Source organism: Vibrio sp. CUB2 (assembly GCF_001557945.1).
Classification (GTDB): domain Bacteria; phylum Pseudomonadota; class Gammaproteobacteria; order Enterobacterales; family Vibrionaceae; genus Vibrio; species Vibrio owensii.
Map to the genome: position 1 here is coordinate 94,090 of NZ_LNRB01000009.1, position 17,206 is coordinate 111,295.

The 17,206-nt window shown below is 42.6% G+C and carries 19 protein-coding genes; 12 read left to right on the forward strand and 7 right to left on the reverse strand.

The features are described 5' to 3' along the window. Positions 1-2: 2 nt before the first annotated feature. Positions 3-1,763, reverse strand: a complete 1,761-nt coding sequence (locus ATB78_RS15905) for an ABC transporter ATP-binding protein/permease (RefSeq protein WP_061009192.1) — start codon at positions 1,761-1,763, stop codon at positions 3-5. Between the two features lie 297 nt (positions 1,764-2,060). On the opposite strand from ATB78_RS15905, the gene ATB78_RS15910 reads away from it, so the two are divergent. Continuing rightward, a complete protein-coding gene (locus ATB78_RS15910) occupies positions 2,061-2,474 on the forward strand; it encodes a PaaI family thioesterase (RefSeq protein WP_061009193.1) in 414 nt (137 codons plus the stop codon). A gap of 153 nt (positions 2,475-2,627) precedes the next feature. Here ATB78_RS15910 and ATB78_RS15915 read toward each other — a convergent pair whose 3' ends face one another. Together ATB78_RS15915 and ATB78_RS29490 are read right to left on the reverse strand one after the other, a co-directional pair. Continuing rightward, on the reverse strand, positions 2,628-3,266 hold the full coding sequence (locus tag ATB78_RS15915; RefSeq protein WP_020196319.1) for a hypothetical protein: 639 nt from the start codon (positions 3,264-3,266) through the stop codon (positions 2,628-2,630). Positions 3,267-3,556: 290 nt separating this feature from the next. Beyond that, positions 3,557-3,733: a DUF6435 family protein gene (locus ATB78_RS29490; protein WP_104029181.1), complete on the reverse strand. Its 177-nt coding sequence runs from the start codon at positions 3,731-3,733 to the stop codon at positions 3,557-3,559. A gap of 465 nt (positions 3,734-4,198) precedes the next feature. On the opposite strand from ATB78_RS29490, the gene ATB78_RS15920 reads away from it, so the two are divergent. The 3 genes from ATB78_RS15920 to ATB78_RS15930 all read left to right on the forward strand — a co-directional run bounded on the left by ATB78_RS15920 (position 4,199) and on the right by ATB78_RS15930 (position 7,094). Then, positions 4,199-5,425, forward strand: a complete 1,227-nt coding sequence (locus ATB78_RS15920; RefSeq protein ID WP_009704516.1) for a DUF819 family protein — start codon at positions 4,199-4,201, stop codon at positions 5,423-5,425. A 248-nt stretch (positions 5,426-5,673) separates the two neighbouring features. Continuing rightward, entirely contained in the window at positions 5,674-6,750 is a 1,077-nt protein-coding gene (locus ATB78_RS15925) for a beta-eliminating lyase-related protein (RefSeq protein WP_061009194.1), read from the forward strand. Positions 6,751-6,833: 83 nt separating this feature from the next. After that, entirely contained in the window at positions 6,834-7,094 is a 261-nt protein-coding gene (locus ATB78_RS15930; RefSeq protein WP_038870892.1) for a DUF5062 family protein, read from the forward strand. A 73-nt stretch (positions 7,095-7,167) separates the two neighbouring features. Here the strand turns inward: ATB78_RS15930 and ATB78_RS15935 are convergent, their stop codons facing one another. Beyond that, a complete protein-coding gene (locus tag ATB78_RS15935) occupies positions 7,168-7,593 on the reverse strand; it encodes a nuclear transport factor 2 family protein (protein ID WP_061009195.1) in 426 nt (141 codons plus the stop codon). Between the two features lie 189 nt (positions 7,594-7,782). Here ATB78_RS15935 and ATB78_RS15940 point away from each other — a divergent pair, with 189 nt between their 5' ends. From ATB78_RS15940 to ATB78_RS15950, 3 genes are all read left to right on the forward strand, one after another. Further along, positions 7,783-8,118: a helix-turn-helix domain-containing protein gene (locus tag ATB78_RS15940; protein WP_038878143.1), complete on the forward strand. Its 336-nt coding sequence runs from the start codon at positions 7,783-7,785 to the stop codon at positions 8,116-8,118. A gap of 156 nt (positions 8,119-8,274) precedes the next feature. Beyond that, the gene (locus ATB78_RS15945) at positions 8,275-8,769 is read left to right on the forward strand and encodes a YcxB family protein (protein WP_061009196.1); all 495 of its coding nucleotides are present in this window, start codon (positions 8,275-8,277) and stop codon (positions 8,767-8,769) included. A 392-nt stretch (positions 8,770-9,161) separates the two neighbouring features. Then, positions 9,162-9,857, forward strand: coding sequence for an AraC family transcriptional regulator (locus tag ATB78_RS15950; RefSeq protein WP_061009197.1), 696 nt, complete (start codon positions 9,162-9,164; stop codon positions 9,855-9,857). A 15-nt stretch (positions 9,858-9,872) separates the two neighbouring features. Here ATB78_RS15950 and ATB78_RS15955 read toward each other — a convergent pair whose 3' ends face one another. Both ATB78_RS15955 and ATB78_RS15960 read right to left on the reverse strand, forming a co-directional pair. After that, the gene (locus ATB78_RS15955; RefSeq protein ID WP_061009198.1) at positions 9,873-10,619 is read right to left on the reverse strand and encodes a C13 family peptidase; all 747 of its coding nucleotides are present in this window, start codon (positions 10,617-10,619) and stop codon (positions 9,873-9,875) included. Positions 10,620-10,688: 69 nt separating this feature from the next. Next, entirely contained in the window at positions 10,689-11,465 is a 777-nt protein-coding gene (locus ATB78_RS15960) for a hypothetical protein (RefSeq protein ID WP_045420528.1), read from the reverse strand. Positions 11,466-11,870: 405 nt separating this feature from the next. On the opposite strand from ATB78_RS15960, the gene ATB78_RS15965 reads away from it, so the two are divergent. Continuing rightward, positions 11,871-12,128 (forward strand): hypothetical protein, encoded by a 258-nt coding sequence (locus tag ATB78_RS15965; RefSeq protein WP_061009199.1) that lies wholly within the window; start codon positions 11,871-11,873, stop codon positions 12,126-12,128. A 362-nt stretch (positions 12,129-12,490) separates the two neighbouring features. Here the strand turns inward: ATB78_RS15965 and ATB78_RS15970 are convergent, their stop codons facing one another. After that, complete coding sequence (locus tag ATB78_RS15970) at positions 12,491-12,715, reverse strand: DUF2188 domain-containing protein (RefSeq protein ID WP_032802037.1); 225 nt, start codon at positions 12,713-12,715, stop codon at positions 12,491-12,493. An 804-nt stretch (positions 12,716-13,519) separates the two neighbouring features. Here ATB78_RS15970 and ATB78_RS15975 point away from each other — a divergent pair. From ATB78_RS15975 to ATB78_RS15990, 4 genes are all read left to right on the forward strand, one after another. Continuing rightward, positions 13,520-13,714 carry a hypothetical protein gene (locus ATB78_RS15975; RefSeq protein WP_155647817.1) on the forward strand — a complete coding sequence of 65 codons (195 nt, stop codon included), beginning with the start codon at positions 13,520-13,522 and terminating at the stop codon, positions 13,712-13,714. Between the two features lie 3 nt (positions 13,715-13,717). Continuing rightward, positions 13,718-14,323, forward strand: a complete 606-nt coding sequence (locus ATB78_RS15980; RefSeq protein WP_155647818.1) for an ABC-three component system protein — start codon at positions 13,718-13,720, stop codon at positions 14,321-14,323. A 67-nt stretch (positions 14,324-14,390) separates the two neighbouring features. After that, a complete protein-coding gene (locus ATB78_RS15985) occupies positions 14,391-14,828 on the forward strand; it encodes an ABC-three component system middle component 5 (protein WP_155647819.1) in 438 nt (145 codons plus the stop codon). Further along, a complete protein-coding gene (locus ATB78_RS15990) occupies positions 14,815-16,695 on the forward strand; it encodes an AAA family ATPase (RefSeq protein WP_061009201.1) in 1,881 nt (626 codons plus the stop codon). The genes ATB78_RS15985 and ATB78_RS15990 overlap by 14 nt, the downstream gene beginning before the upstream one ends. Positions 16,696-17,206: the final 511 nt, after the last annotated feature.

Sequence of the window (17,206 nt, forward strand, 5' to 3'; positions counted from 1 at the left end):
GGTTACTCTAGGTGCTTAAACTGCAACGCGACAAGGCGCTGATAGAGTTCACAGCTTTGCATTAACGACTGATGGTTGCCAAGGTCAATCAACTCGCCGCCGTCTAACACCGCAATTTTATCGGCATGCTGGATGGTTGAAAGTCGGTGAGCAATGATCAGTGTGGTACGGTCTTTCATTAATGCTTCAAGTGCTTGTTGAACATGGTGTTCACTCTCACTGTCCAGTGCGCTGGTGGCCTCATCAAGCAAAAGGATTTTTGGATCTTTCAGAATTGCACGAGCAATCGCGATGCGTTGTTTTTGACCACCAGACAATCTCACCCCACGTTCACCCAAAAAGCTATGGTAACCGTCCGGTAGCTTTTCAATAAACTCATGCGCGTGTGCTTTCTTCGCCGCTTCAATCACTTGTTCGTCAGTCGCGTCTGGATTGCCGTAACGAATGTTGTGGAACACATCGTGGCTAAACAGAGCTGGTTGTTGTGGAACCAATGCCATTTGACGACGAAGATCATTCGGATCGAACTGTCGAATGTCTTCTCCACCAAACAATACTTGGCCTTGTTGTGGGTCGTAGAAGCGTTGTAGCAATTCGAATAAGGTCGTTTTTCCAGCGCCAGAAGGGCCAACTAAAGCCAACACCTTACCTTTCTCGGCGGTCAGGTTTAACCCTTTGATAGCGGGTTGGTCGGGGCGAGAAGGGTAGTTGAAGTTCACTGAATCAAACGTCACTTCCGCTGGCATATCATCGGTAATAGGGAGGTGATTGCTTGGTGCGCTGATGTCACTTTCTACTTGAAGGATCTCAATCAACCGTTCTGTTGCACCGGCGGCTCTTTGTAGTTCCCCCATGACTTCGGAAATCGTTGCCATAGAAGACGCAACCATGATGGCGTAGAACACAAATGCCGCTAGATCGCCAGCAGACATCTTGCCGTGAATCACATCACTGCCACCAACCCAAAGCATGCCAGCAATGGCGCTGAACACGATAACGATAACGCCAGAAATCAGAATCGCGCGCTGTTTTACTCGCTGTCTGCCAACTTCATAAGCTTTTTCTACCTCGACAGCAAACGCCGCGCGTTCATGCTGCTCTGAGCTAAAGCTTTGAACCGTTTTGATGTGCTCAATCGCTTCACCTGCGTAGCTGCCGACGTCGGCCATGGTGTCTTGGCTTTGGCGTGATAGGGCACGTACTCGTCTTCCATAAACCAAAATAGGAACCAGTACGAACGGCACAGAAGCCAGCACAATCAAAGTGAGCTTAAAGTTTGTTGCGAACAACATGATGATCGCACCAATACACATAAGCGCACTGCGCATCGCCATAGAAAACGACGACCCAATAATGCTTTGCAGCAACGTCGTGTCAGTGGTGAGGCGAGACATAATATCGCCGCTACTATTGGTCTCAAAATAACTAGGATGCAGCGTAATCACATGGTTAAACACCGCAAGACGAATGTCTGCGCTGACGCGTTCGCCCACGGAAGAAACCAGATAGAAACGGAAGAACGTCCCCACCGCGATACACAGCGTCACACCGACGATAAATTGAATCGCATTGGTGAGTTCTTGCAGCGATTGCTGAGCAAAGCCTTGGTCTATAAGAATGCGCACGCCGTAACCGACGGACAGCGTTAGGCTAGCTGTGGCGATAAGGGCAACTAAGGCAGCAGCAACGCGCCATTTATAAGGTGAAACGAAGGTGTTGAGTTTAAGAAGAATGCCGAGATTTTTATTATTTTTACTGCTCATGAGTGGCTCACAAAGCGTTATAGGTACTTGGCATAGTAAGCGACTTTGGTACGTGAAACCAGTGGTGAGTCAGTTTCGATAACAGAGTGATCCTTCTGGCAAGGCATTCAGCTCGATGGAACCTAATTTCTCACTTTTTGTTATTGGCATATGCTAATTACAGGGCATAAAGTGAATGCCTCAAATAGATAAAGGAATTCACCATGTCAGTCGCTCGCCAAGTTTAACGCTTCTTTTCTTTGTTCTCTTTACTCATTCTGTTTTGTTCCACAGACAATCTCAAACTCAGAGGTCTTTATGTCTATTCACGCTCCTAGAAACCACCAACATTGCGCAGTCTGCTGCCAGCCGTTTTTCAACGCGCACGATACGATTCAATTTACGGCAATGCCGAGTGGTGGCGTGCAAGGGCAAATCGTGCCGACAGAAAAGGTTCAAGGTTATGAAGGCGTGATGCAAGGCGGTGCCATCAGTGCGCTGCACGATACTGCTATGACACACTGTCTTTTCGCCCAAGATATCTGCGCAATGACGGCTAAGCTAGAGGTGCGCTTTATCAAACCTATCCCTCTCAATAGTTCAATCCGAGTGGAAGCGCATTGCATCAAGAGTAAGCGAGGCATGTATTTGCTAGAAAGCGAAATCTATGTTGGTGAGCAGTGCTACTCAAAGGCTGAAGCCAAGTTTATGCAGCAGGCTGTTGAGGTCTAATATTGCTTACTTTTTGAGTACAGCAGTGAGCCACGAGAAGAGTTTAAAAGGAAAGGTTGTTACGGAAGGGAAAGGGAAGTGAGTCAACCTATTTGGTCAACTCACATTCTTTGCTATCGGCGTAGTGAGTAAAGAACCTAAACAGCGATGCAGTTAATCCACATACGCCACGGAGCTTGGTTCTTTATAAATACAGTCTACTTTTGTCACACTGCCACTCGAGTCTTGATATTGAGCATAGACGACCCATAGGCCATTGGTTCGCGCGCCCATTACCGTAACCCGAGTATTTTCACCATAAGTTGTATTGTCCGTGCCAGATCCTCTACCAAAAGAGACTTGGAACTCCTTCTGGACAGCACGTTGTACTTCCATGCCGTTAAAGTCCCCCTTTGGCTGAACATGCAAAAACTCAAGCCCACCTCCTTTTCCTTTACGGATTGCAAAGGTACAACCGGTCAATTGAGTGGTTACCAAGTAGTCAGCAGCATCATAATGGGTGACTTTAGAAATGGAGTCGGGTTTAAGTTGTTCAAAAGGAGAAACGGGGATATGAATACATTGAAGTGCTTTCGCGTTTTTAACTAACGATTTTGGACCAAGGCGGAAACGCATCTCCTTCATCTTTACCCCCTGATTTATCCCGAAAGCGGTATCGCCATGGCTATACAAGTAAAACCTCATAGCACCTTTCGATTGGCCCGCGCTGGTAATGGATAGTGGGAAGCGAAGTAAAAACTCCTCTAAATCTCGGTCTAAAACCTGAACAGCCTGATCTAACGTTTGTGGCATAACACAGTCCTTTGTTGTTATTTATAGAATGCGTGGAATCTTATTGATTATAGTTCACAGGCATAAGCATATATGAACATATCGAATCCAATGAAATTTCTTGTTCTTTCATCACGAGAACATGATATTGCTCGGAAGTGAGCACTGGTAATGTTGACTAAGTCGTCCGTTAGCAAAAAGATAACGTCGCTTCGCCATGTAATAACAGAAAGGTGAACCAAACCGTTCACCTTCATACTTTTATTGGTTGCTGATCCAACCTTAATCGATCATCGAGCTTAACGTAGGACTCAACTCTGGGGCTTGTGAGCGGTTTTTATTTGCTCGAAAAGCTCTTCGGCCTCCGCCGTCAGCAATGAGTAGGTATGTATATCACCACGTCTTTGCGCTTGCATCGCTTGTTCAAGCAGCATTGAGTGGCGCTTTTTGAGTTTCTTGACAGAATTGTTTTTGAAGAAAGAAAACATAAATAAATCCTTTACTTAGAACCTCCCTTTATTACGCGTTTTGTCTGCTTTTGGTTCAAACCATTAACACCGCACTATTGTTTAGTTACGTCTTTCTTTTGTTCAACCTTCCGCCAAAGATGACGGTTTTCGACTCATTGATTAAAGGGCTCTGGGGACAGTTTTGACTCACTTTGCCATACAAAAACTTATCTGAATTCATGTGGCTAATTGTTTGTTGTTTATATCGTTATTTTACATATGAACTACAAGGCATTATTGGCGAAATGAGGAGCGATCTTTTTTGAGTCAATAGTAAATAACGGTCAGGTCATGAAAATAAAGACTTCAAAGATGAAGGATGTGATGTTGTAAGAGTATTTCAAAATGTTTCCGTTGTTACACCTTGTAACATTGGTGCGTTGTCGGTATGGTTCGTCCCCTCAAAAAATAGACTTTTACGCTCAACTTAAAGGAAGAACTATAATGATTTCTAATGATGCGGTAATCATGGGCATGCTCGCTGTCATTCTCGGCGCTATCTTTATCACGGAAAGCAGCCAAAACAGCGCACTAAAAAGATTCTATTCGATCATTCCGGGTCTTTTACTCTGTTACTTTGTTCCTTCATTGCTAAACAGTTTCGGTATCATTGATGCGTCGAACTCTAAACTGTACTTCGTAGCAAGCCGCTACCTATTGCCAGCAGCGTTGGTGCTTTTGATCATTTCTGCTGATCTGCGCAAAATCATTGGTCTTGGCCCGAAAGCGGTCATCATGTTCTTGACCGGTACGGCAGGGATTATCATCGGTGGTCCTCTGGCGATTCTGATTATCGACCAAGTTTCTCCGGATCTCGTTTCTGGTGATGTATGGCGTGGCCTAACTACGGTTGCTGGTTCTTGGATCGGTGGCGGTGCAAACCAAGCCGCAATGAAAGAAGTCTTCGAGGTAAACGACGAACTGTTCTCGGCAATGATTACGGTTGACGTTATTTGTGCCAACGTTTGGATGGCAATCCTATTGATTATGGTTGGCCGTCAGAAGAAGGTAGACGCATGGCTTAAAGCGGATACATCGTCAATCGAAGAGCTAAAAGAAACCGTTTCTAAGTACCAAGAAGAAAACGATCGTCCAACCACAACAACCGACCTCGTTAAAATTGCTTCGATTGCGTTTGGTCTTACCGGTCTCGCGCATTACTTTGCCGATATGATCGCGCCGTGGATTTCGACTAACGCTCCAGAACTGGCGAAATACAGCCTGACTTCGGGGTTCTTCTGGCTAATCGTATTGGTAACGACATTTGCGCTTGTTGCTTCTTGCTTTAAATCGACACGCAGTCTTGAGCACGGTGGGGCATCTAAAGTAGGTTCAACCTTCATCTACATCCTTGTTGCAACGATTGGTATGCAGATGGACGTAACGGCAATCTTCGACAACCCAGGTTACTTCTTTATCGGCATCGTTTGGTTAACCATCCATGCTGTATTAATGATTGCTGTGGCGAAACTGATTCGTGCGCCACTGTTCTTTATGGCGGTAGGTAGCCAAGCGAACGTTGGTGGTGCTGCATCTGCGCCTGTTGTTGCGGCAGCATTCCACCCAGCACTAGCACCAGTTGGTATTCTAATGGCCGTTCTTGGTTATGCGTTAGGTACATACGGCGCATACATCAGTGGTCTACTAATGCAGTTGGCTGCGGGTCAATAATTTAACCTCGCGATTCAATCTAACGATACCTAAAGAAAAGTCCGGCATAGGAGCAACCATGCCGGACTTTTTGTATCTAGTTTGCTTGGTTTAATTAGTAATGGTATCGGTGATTTAGCGACATTTATTTGCGTCGGTTATAGAAATAAACCTCTGAGGCATACCCAGAAAATGCATCGCGAAAATGCAGTTTACGCCTCCGTATTAACAAGTTACATTGTTGAAGCTTTGATTCAAAGGACAGAACAATGAGTGCCCACCTAAAACAGCTTTGTCATACCCATCTCCCTGGTAATAAAGAAGATTCTCCAGCCGAACACTTTGCGAAAATGGCAAAGTGGTGCGAGGAAAACAACGTCAATCACGATGTCTACGGCGAGGGAGAGACGATTCAAGCGTTCGAGCAAAAGGTTGCCGATCTGCTGGGTTACGAGGCAGGGCTTTTTGTTGTAACAGGGACGATGACACAGCCAACAGTGCTCGAAATTGTCACAAGACAAAAGCGTAATCCTATTGTCGCCATGCACGCATCTAGCCATATTCCAGTGCATGAAAAACAAGGTTATCAGCTTCAACATCGCTTTAATATTCTGCCAGTAGGGAATCCTTACCAAACATGGAAGCTTGAAGATCTCACTGCGTGGCCGGATGAAATCGCAGCCGTTCTTTATGAACTCCCGATGCGTGAAATTGGTGGTCAGCTACCTTCATGGCATGAACTGGAAGAAATCAAAGCGTACTGCGCCGAAAATGACATTCATCTCCACATGGATGGAGCAAGACTATGGGAAACCGCAGCGTACTATCAGAAAGAATACCGTGAGATCGCCGCTGGTTTTGATACGACCTATGTTTCACTTTACAAAGGCATCAACGGCATGGGCGGATCTATACTGCTTGGCTCAAAGTCGTTCATTGAAGTGGCTTCAATGTGGATGAAGCGGCAAGGTGGCAACCTGTATCACAGAACACCTTATGTGGTGTCTGCGGCAATGCAATTTGATGAAAGGTTGTCACAAATGCCGGCTCTGTTTGAGCGAACAAAACAGCTCTACAAAATCATTGAAGAGTTCCCGTCTTTAGCGGTAAGACCAACTCAGCCTCAAGCAAACATGTTGCACCTTATCCTGCCATTTAGCTGCGAAGAGCTGAAAGAACTCCAACACACGTTTGCCACGGAAAAGGGCATTTGGTTTGGTAACCCGCAAGTCACGGCACATCCAAATCAATCCATTATTGAATGGTATGTTGGCGACTACCTGCTCAACCTTGATGATGACGAATTAAGGTCATTTTTCAATCAGTTACTCGGTAATAAGGCATAAACTTATCAATATGCGAGCTTATTAACACGTCACTGGCGTTACTTCATGTATTCTGAGGTCAAGCGAACAAGAGGATTTTATCAATGTCAAAAAGCTCCAAGCTTCACAATGAAGATAAACTGGTTAAAAAGGCACTAGAGATTGCCGGAAAGATGGCAAAGATGCAGGGCTTTGACCTTCCTCAGTCACCACAACCAGTAAGAGTAAAAGCGATTTACCTGTTCTTGGTTGATGCTAAACAGATCACGCCACTACCGGATAGCAAATTAGATGGCGCAAACATTAAACACAGACTGGCACTTTGGATTCACAGTGCGTTGCCTGACAACGACCCTCTAAAATAGAAAACCTGAAGAAATAACAACGATTATTCATTAACAAGGCGAGCCAAATGGTTCGCCTTGTTTGATCTAGGCGTCAATAGCCGTTGGGATTGTCAATCACATAGACCCAACCACCATCCACATAGTGCATCACCTCTAATGCTGTTCCTTGAATGTTGTTACCTTGCGAAGCGTTCAATATTTCCCAATCAGATCGCACCATGGCAATGTCGTCATTAATGTGAATAGAAACGCTTTTGGTGAGCATGTCTACATCGCCATTCATGTAGCCTTTCAATACCTGCTTAATTTCTTCTCTGCCTTTGGCTTGATTGCCTTTTTTATCTAAAACAAATACGGCGTCTGGGTGAAAAAGCGTACCTAATCCATCCAAATCTTTCTTTGCAAAATACTGCCCAAATAACGCATGTAACTCAGAAGGTGTTTGTGGTTTTGAATAAAGAGCCTCAGCGTGTAAGCCAAGGGAGAGAAAAGAGATAAACAGTAAAACGTAACGCATAACTTCATCCTTTTGATATTGGCTTAGGTCGCAGTTGTGCCTCCGCCTTGTTGTGTTTTCACAATAGATAAGTCGGTTACAATTTAAAATTAGCTTCCTAAAGGTAACTAGTTACGCCTAGGTAACTATTGGTCTGCTAGGTCGCGTTTGATTACACTTACTTAGCAAAGAATGAATTGGGAAAGGACGATGCCGACGAAAGTAAATCATCGAGTACAGCCAGATGGCTATTGCAGTGTCGATAAATATTTAACTTTGATATCGACAAAGTGGACAGCGCACATCGTATGGTTGCTCGGGCAACAAGAAGAGATGCGATTCGGTCAAATTCGCAAACAATTAGCGCTGGTCTCAAGCAAAGTGCTTACAGAGCGTTTGAAGCTGTTGTCTGAGCATGGATTTGTGTGGCGGAAACAACAAGACACCATTCCTGTTACTGTGAATTATGGGCTAACCCAAAAAGGTAAAGAGCTTGCTGGCGTCGTTGAACTCATTGTCCAAAAAGCCGATGACTGGGACGCCTAGTAGGCGGTTTATCGTACCGTCGTCGTCTTTCGGTATCATTGATTTACAAAACAGAATCAAAAGGACTAAAGATAAGTCCCGAGAAGCGCTACAATGCACGCGTTGCGAGAGTGCAACCAAGATTACTCATTTACAGAAGCCTTGAAGTAACCATACATGTCTAAAGATTTCGAATTCACTACAGAATACACACTCGACAAACCTTTCTTTGCCGAGTGTTATGATCAAACTAGCCAGCCAGTTAAGTTCCCACAAGCGTACCTAAAAGGGATACTGTTTCTTATCTTTGGTGTGGTCTTATTGGAGTTTGAACTACTACCTAACGGTTATGTGGGTTGGTTCTTTATCGTATTGAGTGTGATTGAAGCGTTCAGCGTGTACTGCAAGCGAACGTGGTGGCTATGGCGTCAAACCATCAGCTCAAGCCGTGGCAGTAAAGTGGTGTTTGAAGTGAATGCAGACGGAGTGCGCTACAAAAGCGGTAAAGTTGACCGCAGCCTCGCGTGGAATGAAATCGACCAACTCGAACAAACCGATTTGGGCTTTATCCTTCATCTTGGTAAACAACGCCAATACATCAGCAAATCTTGCTTAAACGAAGAAGTGATTGCGTTTATGGTAGAGCAGCACGCGGCATTGAAAGCGATCTAAAAAATTCTTACTTACAAAAGAGGCGAACCAATGGGTTCGCCTTTTTTGATCTTGGTGACCAACCAACATACTTGTTCCTACTAGCCAAGTGAAACTAAGAATCTAATAAAGCGCGCCTCCAAACTTTCGATAAGCGGCGCTGAGAGAAGGCAACATTGTGTTATTGCAAACGACCAATGTTCACATTAATTGCTGATTTAATTGAGTGTTTTGCTTACTACCGATGGCCTTGAAGCGCGGGCTTAATGAAGGACTTGTAAACCAATCGCTACATTAGTTGATCTCACTCTGAATTGAGGGGAATTCACTAAAGATGTTTACGCAGAAATAAGAATTGTTCAATTTGTATTCATATCGTTGCACATGTGACATCCACAAAGGTGCAGCGAGTAATGAACCATATAGTTTACCTAGGAAACAATGTTGTAGAGCGAAGAAATATTGAGAAGACTCTCACCGAGCATGGGTACTCCGTTATTAATTTTCGATACTTGCCGGAAATCACTAACCCCCTAGCTTTAGTGATTGTCTCAAGAGACGATAAAACTTCGACGGCAGAAGTTGGTTGGTCTAGTGAAGAAATACAAAACCCGATATTAACGATAAGCCATGCACTATCGCCTTCGAAAACCATGTTTCAACCTGAATTGAAAGAGTGGGAGATAACCCGCAGCAGAAGCTTACCTACGCCAGTTCACTTTGATTTGCTGTGCCACGAAAACTGGATAAACGCCTGTCAAAAGGCCCAACATGAACCCAGTTATGATCACAACGTTCTGATGGTTCAAAGAGCTTGCCATTATATAGAGACACACATCGACGACAATTTCACACTCAAGCAAATTGCGGATTATGTTGGCACCAATCGAACCTATTTAACTCGGATGTTTAAAGACGTGATGGGGATAACCGTCTTCAATTGGATCAAGAAACTCAGAATGCTAAAAGCTGCCTCACTGCTACACGAAACGAAAAACTCCGTCACAGACATCGCGCTCGATGTAGGAATAAGGCAGGTATCTAATTTCTCGAAAATGTTCAAAAGCTATTCAGGTGTTGCCCCCAATCAATTTAGAAAATCCTTATAACCTAAACATAGACACTTACTCATTCTCTAGTGTGGCTTGTTTCGTGGAGACTCGGATAACCGGTGAATCAAATGGCAAGGTATGGCTAACAGCATACTGGTGATGAACCTTTGGCTCACTGAGCGGTGCACTAGCCAATGATGTCATCCAGTAGTGAAGAAAAGGGGTAAAGTGCTCGTCTCCTGCGGACTCTTTATCCGCCTCACACGCCGCAGAAAACAACGTTGTGGTGGCGGTTGAATGGGTCATAACAGAATCTTGAAAACCGCCACTGTAACATTGCCCCATAACAACAACGAGTGAATGATAAGAAGGTAGCTGGCCAAGCAAGTGACCGAATAGCTCTGCGCCAATTGCCGGATGCTTTAACGCACAGCTCAATTCAGATTCCGTATTAGGTTCTTCCATTTCTTTTGCCAAATACAACTCTCTGCGAGAGCCATGTCCAGAAGTCATCACATACAACATATCTTCACTTGAGAGCATGAGCCTAAGTTTAGAGAACGTCTGCTTCAGTGTTTGTGGCGTCGCCTCACCACGAATATCAATGGTTAGCCTAGTGTTGTCCTGATAATACAGCGGAGCAGAGTGAAGGTATTTGAAATCCATGAGATCAAAATGCATCGCCCCGTTGTAATAGAGGACGAAGATGTTCTGCGGAGGGATATTACATTCATTAGTTAGCGTTCGATAGCAGTGTTCCAAATCGTTCAAGTGACGCAGCTCCGAACGCCCAGCAACTAACAAAGCATATTTTTTCATGATTTACTCCTACGGCAAAAGCCCCACATCCAAGGTGGGGCGTCATTGAATTAACAACTCAATGGTTCGCTACAACAGAACCTTTTTAGCCACTGAAATCGCAGCTTGTCCAAGTGGTGAGTTAATCGCGCTTCCCACCGTTTTAACCACCGAACCCGCCGTTGAAACAAGGTTCGTTAACCAGTTATTGGTTGGGTGGTACATGGCGTTAAAGTCACTTCCTTTGCTCCATAACCCAGTGTGGTAATCCCAAGTCACTTCACGGTTCGAAGTGTGGTCTTCATACTCGATGACTGCAGCGTTGCCCTTTAATGTCGTAATGGCATAGTTGCGGTCAAAAATGTCATCGGCTGTAAAGTATAGAAGGTATTTGTTCAATGGCATCACTTCCAGTGTCGAGCGCCCAGGGATAGGGGCCGCGCAAACGTGAGAAACATTTTCGCCACCGTATACTGAATAGCCCACCGTCGTTTCATCGCCTTTGTTAACGAACGAAAACGTTTCTGAATCTGACACATGATCAGGCTCTATGACGGTTACCGAAGCGTTGTCTTCAGCAATCTCGAACGTGTCGCCCAAATTGATGTTACGTGAAGTCGTCGCATCAATACGTGTACCGGATATCAGTGACGATTTGGTAATGAAGCCGATGAGTTTCTGATGCAGTTCGATACGGTTTTGTTCAAACAGATCTTCATGAGAGATCTTAGCCACCACCGAATTAGTCAGGCTGTCGGGATTATTAGATGCCGTGCCTTGCATGATGATCAAGTTGAGTTTTTGCTTTTGAACTCTTTTAAGAGTATCGCTGCACAGGTTAACCACTAAATGTTTACTAACTGACATTGTATTTCCTTATTAGGTTGTTGGTTCACCTTTAAATTAGGACAACAATTACGGCGAGATTTATATTTGCGTAAATAAATACAAATTAATTTATGAAATAGAGCAGCTCGAATTGTGAAGTGGATAAACAAAGCAAGTATGTTGCAAGACCTACCAAGTAAAGAAGTGCTCACGTGTTGGAGGGAAGAGCGCTTTATCACAAGCAAGCTAACCAGTCTTACTTAGTTCCGCTGTACGCCTTTTAAATACGTGAGGTTTGAGGTTTATGGATTAGCTTCAATTCGAGCTTACGAACTGAACCACTACACTCGGTGTTTCAGCTGGGTCATTCCAGCGAGCCTAGGAATCTAAGACAGCGCGCTGCGGAGTTAGTATTTAAAGTAAAGTCTCACTTAAAATGAATTAATGGAATGGCACCATTGGATACATGACTTATTGCTATCTGACGACCAAGATATCGAGCGTATCAAAATCTCTTACCTCGGCGAAGGTAAGTATGCCGCTGAATTAGATGTGCGTTTGCACGGCGACTTTAAGGATGGTTCGTTTACTGATCTCACCGTAGCCCAACGTTGGGTGATGTACGAATCAGAACAGTTCGATCACCCAATGATTGAGAGCTACGTTGCGGTGGTGAAGAGCAATAACCTGATTGGTAACTAAGGAAGATAGGAACAACCTATTCGTGATTAGCTTTGGTTTGACACCCTAAATGTCTCCGTCCCAAGTCAGTTAACTTATTCAATAATGAAAAGGCGAACCAAGCGGTTCGCCTTTTTCGATCTTGAAGCTCGGTGTTTAGTGGGATACTCAAATTCAGACTCAAAAGCTGAACCACTACACTCGGCGCTTAAGGTGGGTCATTCCAGCGAGCCTAGGCGAGACTAGGAATCTCAAGCTGCATGTCGTGAGCTATAAAAGTGGTAAATTCATTCACTGCTTACGCATTCCATCTTAAACGATAGACGCAACGTATAGTGAAAATACTATACTTTGCGGGTCCTTAAACTGTTTGTTTAGTGTATTTAACCTTTAGGTGGAAAAGGATCATTGCCATGACTATCCTTAGCAGCAATCCGCCCGTCCTTGTTATGAATGACTAATTCTGTTTGTTGATTCTGGCTAATCGTCCTAGCTCGTTCAATTGCCTCTTGCTTAGTATTAAAGTGACCTGAAGATCTTTGACCACCACTTTGCTTTATGTCCCAACCACCATTTGAATTTGGAACTACATGCGTACTCTTTGCCATATTGGTTAACCTTTACGATATTCAGTATGGGAGCATCTAGGGCAAGGAGGTAACGTATCTGTGTAGTCATCTAGAACAACTCGTTGACCACATTTCTTGCAAGTGTATGGACCTTTTCCCGGTTTCTCACCTGTTGTTGGCATAATTGTATCTCCGTTAGCAATTTATAAAAAAGACAAACATAACTAAATACAATCAATTAGTTACGAAATAATTATGCAACCATACTGATATTGAATGTGTGAGGTTACTCAGAGACTTCGCTAACTCTTAAAAAGTTGTTATAAAAAGAAAGGCAGGCTTGTGTGCTCACTCTTTCGTGCCTTAAGGTGCGGGGTTTATACAAGTTCTAACTTAGACTCTAGGTTAGAAGCACTACACTTGGAGTTTTTATTACAGTCATTCTACCCAACCTCGGAATCTACTTACCACGTAAATAGTCGTTGTGTAATTGCGGGCATTTTAAAAATTTCTATGTAGACAATAAAACATCTCTTTTGTGAGGATAAAGAGGTAAATGTATGCTGTCCGGAATATCGAATTCATAGAGTCTGAAGGGTTAACATGTTTGCTATTGAGTTTAGCTTTAACTTTTGTGTTGGGGTTTTTTAAAGGTTGGTATGGAGAGATGCTAAATTCTTCTGTTACCAGTCTAACAGAGAAGTAGTTTTTCGTTCGCGCGCTTGGATTAGTAGTTAGTGCTATTGCAGGTATTGTGACGGTAAGTTGTCTTTTTAAATTTGTTCAATTGTGACAGCGGCTTAAATCATTATAAAATTTATGGATAATCATGAGGATGTCATTGTGATGGATAAAGCTTGGAACTGGGTCAGCGAAAACTTTGATGTTTTGTTCTCTGGCTTGGGTGTTTACGTTATCAGCCTATTTGTGGCGGTTATGGGTTACTTCTTTTTTCGGTCTAAAACATCTTCTAACAACGTAAAGATGAGCAATATTAGAGCTGGAGGTGACGTTGTTGGTAGGGACAAAAAAGGGTAATAAGTGTCGGTACTTGATTCAAATAAAACTTCTTTTGACAACGTTAGTGCTGGGCGTAATGTTGGAGGAAGAGATGTGTATGACAACTCAACACATATAACAACACACCATCATCAAGCGCCAGTAATGTATCGCCAAGATCATAGGTTGAGGGCACTTGTTGAAGAGCACGAAAGAGAAATTCAAACAGATCAACAGTACAAAGAGTTTTCCAATCAGCTCAACAATTTCCTTGAGCGAAAAGTTGAAGGTAAGTTGCGCAATTTAGGTGAAAAGCTGATTGACGGTAATAGAGACTTTTTATTGGATTACGCTATGGATGTTAAAGAGCGTGTATCGAAGAAGATAATGCAGTATTCGCATTATAGGTCGGCTCAAGAACTCTACACTTACATCCTAAGTAATATTAGAACCACATTTTTGCATGAGATCTCCCCTCGAATAAAGTCTAAGGATTTTAAAATTTATGAAATCAATGACTTAGTCGAAAACAAAATAATTCAGCCAGTATTAGAAAGTGTCCATGGTTGCAGCCTAAATATTGACAAAGATGAGTTATACGGACTACTGTATATACTTACAGGTAATTGCTATATAGAGTGGGACTAAAGTGATTATTTATCATCCTAGAAACGATCTTTACCACTGTATGTTCAGGTTTATCAGCATAGCGAGTATGCAAGATCTTGAAGACTTTGATTCAGTACGACTTCGTATTTACGATTTGTTCTACCTATTTCCCCACCTTGTTAAAGATATTGAGTTTCCAAGAAGGAAAGGAATTGCAGCGTTAAAGCGTAGTTTTAGCTCTATTGACCCACCTTACGAAGTTCTACCAGACAAGAGGAGACTATTTTCCGAGATGGGAGACTACCATATACAAGCGCTCCAAATCCTTAAGGCGAAAGGTATTTTTGAAGAAAATAACGGTAGATTACGAATTTCGAAGGAGTTTCATAACTCATCAATTCAAAACCTGATTAAAGATAACTCAAATGAAACTACAGTGCTCTTTTGTAAGTTATTCCAAACCCTCAATGCGATTGAAGTGTTTGGGGAGAGTGGACTTAAAAAAAGAACAGGCTTAATGGAATACAGATATGACGCAGTATAAACCTTTTTTAACTATCAAAAGGCTAGTCATTACCAAAGGTAATAGTATTGCCTACGATGAAAAATTTACGACAGGTGTAAACATTATCCGAGGTGTTAACAGTTCAGGTAAGTCGACGATCTCGGATTTTATATTCTACGGGCTTGGTGGGGATGTAACTAAACTAAAGAATGAAGCTAGGCAGTGTAGTTTTGTATTTGTTGAAGCCTCATTAAGTGGCAAAGTATTTACGCTAAAGCGAGAAGTTGCTGAGGGTGGAAGAAAAGGTATGGATATCTTCAGCGGAGGTTATGACGCTGCCGCAGTTGCCACTGTAACTGATTGGACTCGCCATCCATACAACGCAAACACAAAAGAGAGCTTTTACCAAGCGTTGTTTAAAGAGCTTGGCATGCCTTATTCAAAATCGGATGACAAGAATAGTATCACTATGCATCAATTGCTTCGCATGCTTTATGTTGATCAAATGACTTCACCAGATCGACTCTTTAAGTTTGATAAGTTCGATTCACCGAATAAGCGTCAAGCTATAGGTGAGTTATTGATCGGCTTATCTGATTTTGAACTGTATGAAAAAAGAGTCAGGTTACAGAGCTTGAAACTGGCATTGGAAAACCGAATCAAAGAAATTAAAACTATCCACTCATTTCTAGGTGGCACAATTAAATCTGTTAAAGAAATCGATAGTGAGATTGAAGACAAGCGGAAAGCGATTGACGTCTTAGAACTTGAAGTTGAAGCATTTTCTATTCCTTCGGAAGATGGAAGTTCGGAAGATGAAGTACTTAAGAAGTTGATTTTGGAAGTTCAGGAAGCTAGAGGAAACTACACATCATGCCAGCAGGAAATCGCTAAAACATCTTTTGAGATAAATGACTCTAAAATGTTTATTGAATCTTTGAGTCGAAGAGTAAAGGCACTTAAGGAGACTCAAGATACGATAAATGCGCTTTCTGATATTGCGTTTAATCATTGCCCAACTTGTCAAGCTGAAGTCCAATCACAACCAACAGGTTGTTCTTTGTGTGGCACTACAAAATCTGAATTAGGAATTAATGTTGATCCCACTTTTAAGGTAAGGAAAGAAATAGAGTTCCAAATTGCAGAATCTGTTCTTCTTATTGAAAAGAAGCAAAAAAGGCTTGGTGAACAGAGAGTTGAGTTAAACCAAGTTGAAACTAAACTGGGTGAATTAGAGCGAGACCTCGAAATTATCCGTAAGCCTCAGAGAACTGTGAATATTCAATTGAGACAAAAACTAGCTGACATCGGTGGGTTGCGTAACGAGATTAAGGCTCTGAACAACAGTAAGAAAGAATTTGCCAAGCTTTATGGATTGTATGATGAGCGAGATACGTTACAGACAAATTTCAATTCACTGGATGATGAAATCAATAGATTAACTCTGCGTATGGAAAATGAACTTAAAGCGAAAAAGAAAAAGCTTTCAGAAGCGACGCTAAGTATTCTTAAAGCAGATGCTGGTCACGAAGAAATATTTGTGGATGGTCGTAATGTTGAGTTCGATTTTGCTGAAGATCGAGTAACTATTGATGATAGAGCTCTATTCTCCGCAAGTTCTATGGTTTATCTAAAAAACGCATTTAGACTGGCAATGCTTAAATGCTCTTGTGAAGATCCTTCTTATTTGTACCCTCGTTTCTTGCTTATGGATAACATAGAAGACAAAGGGATGGCCGAAGAGCGAAGCCAACTATTTCAGCGTGAAATCGTAAAACTATCGAATTCTCTCAATGTCGAGCATCAAATAATATTCACTACATCTATGATTGATAGCAATCTAAACCAAAGTGGGTACTGCGTTGGTGATTTTTATAATATGCACAATAAGACCTTAAGGGTATGAACCTTTGATGTTTATATCTGTGACGGATTACAACTACTTCGCCGTTATTTATCTTTACGCTATGTTCTTACTCTAGTTTGGAATTGTGTGTATAGTTACGCAATTATACTTCAAGGTTTCAACAAAAAAGGCGAACCAATCGGTTCGCCTTTGTCTATTTAGATTCTACTGATCACAGATAACTAAGATGGAAACTAGCTAGCGTTCTAAATCAGCCATCTGGAATACTTCTCAAAAATAACCAAGTTGCAAACTCCTACCGTTTAATGGCAAATGAAGCCATCAGGTTTGGTTAACTAAGTTGAAAACTCTCTCTTCAATAGAACTCTCTCACTTAGAGTGATTGTTCAGTCCGTAAACCCCGAACCGTACTTTACGAACTGAGAATTTGTTCCAAACCAGTCGTTTTTTTACGTAAATAACTCATTAAACGCGAAGTTTACTTACTTCAAACATCATCATCTTTGGTCTGTATGAATATTGAGGAGAATGAGCTGCTGGAAGAAAGTGG

What these genes read in the sequence shown, in the direction of transcription:
- ATB78_RS15905 (WP_061009192.1), bottom strand. Translation starts at nt 1,763, where the DNA reads ATGAGCAGTAAAAATAATAAAAATCTCGGCATTCTTCTTAAACTCAAC.
- ATB78_RS15910 (WP_061009193.1), top strand. Translation starts at nt 2,061, where the DNA reads ATGTCTATTCACGCTCCTAGAAACCACCAACATTGCGCAGTCTGCTGC.
- ATB78_RS15915 (WP_020196319.1), bottom strand. Translation starts at nt 3,266, where the DNA reads ATGCCACAAACGTTAGATCAGGCTGTTCAGGTTTTAGACCGAGATTTA.
- ATB78_RS29490 (WP_104029181.1), bottom strand. Translation starts at nt 3,733, where the DNA reads ATGTTTTCTTTCTTCAAAAACAATTCTGTCAAGAAACTCAAAAAGCGC.
- ATB78_RS15920 (WP_009704516.1), top strand. Translation starts at nt 4,199, where the DNA reads ATGATTTCTAATGATGCGGTAATCATGGGCATGCTCGCTGTCATTCTC.
- ATB78_RS15925 (WP_061009194.1), top strand. Translation starts at nt 5,674, where the DNA reads ATGAGTGCCCACCTAAAACAGCTTTGTCATACCCATCTCCCTGGTAAT.
- ATB78_RS15930 (WP_038870892.1), top strand. Translation starts at nt 6,834, where the DNA reads ATGTCAAAAAGCTCCAAGCTTCACAATGAAGATAAACTGGTTAAAAAG.
- ATB78_RS15935 (WP_061009195.1), bottom strand. Translation starts at nt 7,593, where the DNA reads ATGCGTTACGTTTTACTGTTTATCTCTTTTCTCTCCCTTGGCTTACAC.
- ATB78_RS15940 (WP_038878143.1), top strand. Translation starts at nt 7,783, where the DNA reads ATGCCGACGAAAGTAAATCATCGAGTACAGCCAGATGGCTATTGCAGT.
- ATB78_RS15945 (WP_061009196.1), top strand. Translation starts at nt 8,275, where the DNA reads ATGTCTAAAGATTTCGAATTCACTACAGAATACACACTCGACAAACCT.
- ATB78_RS15950 (WP_061009197.1), top strand. Translation starts at nt 9,162, where the DNA reads ATGAACCATATAGTTTACCTAGGAAACAATGTTGTAGAGCGAAGAAAT.
- ATB78_RS15955 (WP_061009198.1), bottom strand. Translation starts at nt 10,619, where the DNA reads ATGAAAAAATATGCTTTGTTAGTTGCTGGGCGTTCGGAGCTGCGTCAC.
- ATB78_RS15960 (WP_045420528.1), bottom strand. Translation starts at nt 11,465, where the DNA reads ATGTCAGTTAGTAAACATTTAGTGGTTAACCTGTGCAGCGATACTCTT.
- ATB78_RS15965 (WP_061009199.1), top strand. Translation starts at nt 11,871, where the DNA reads ATGGAATGGCACCATTGGATACATGACTTATTGCTATCTGACGACCAA.
- ATB78_RS15970 (WP_032802037.1), bottom strand. Translation starts at nt 12,715, where the DNA reads ATGGCAAAGAGTACGCATGTAGTTCCAAATTCAAATGGTGGTTGGGAC.
- ATB78_RS15985 (WP_155647819.1), top strand. Translation starts at nt 14,391, where the DNA reads ATGCAAGATCTTGAAGACTTTGATTCAGTACGACTTCGTATTTACGAT.
- ATB78_RS15990 (WP_061009201.1), top strand. Translation starts at nt 14,815, where the DNA reads ATGACGCAGTATAAACCTTTTTTAACTATCAAAAGGCTAGTCATTACC.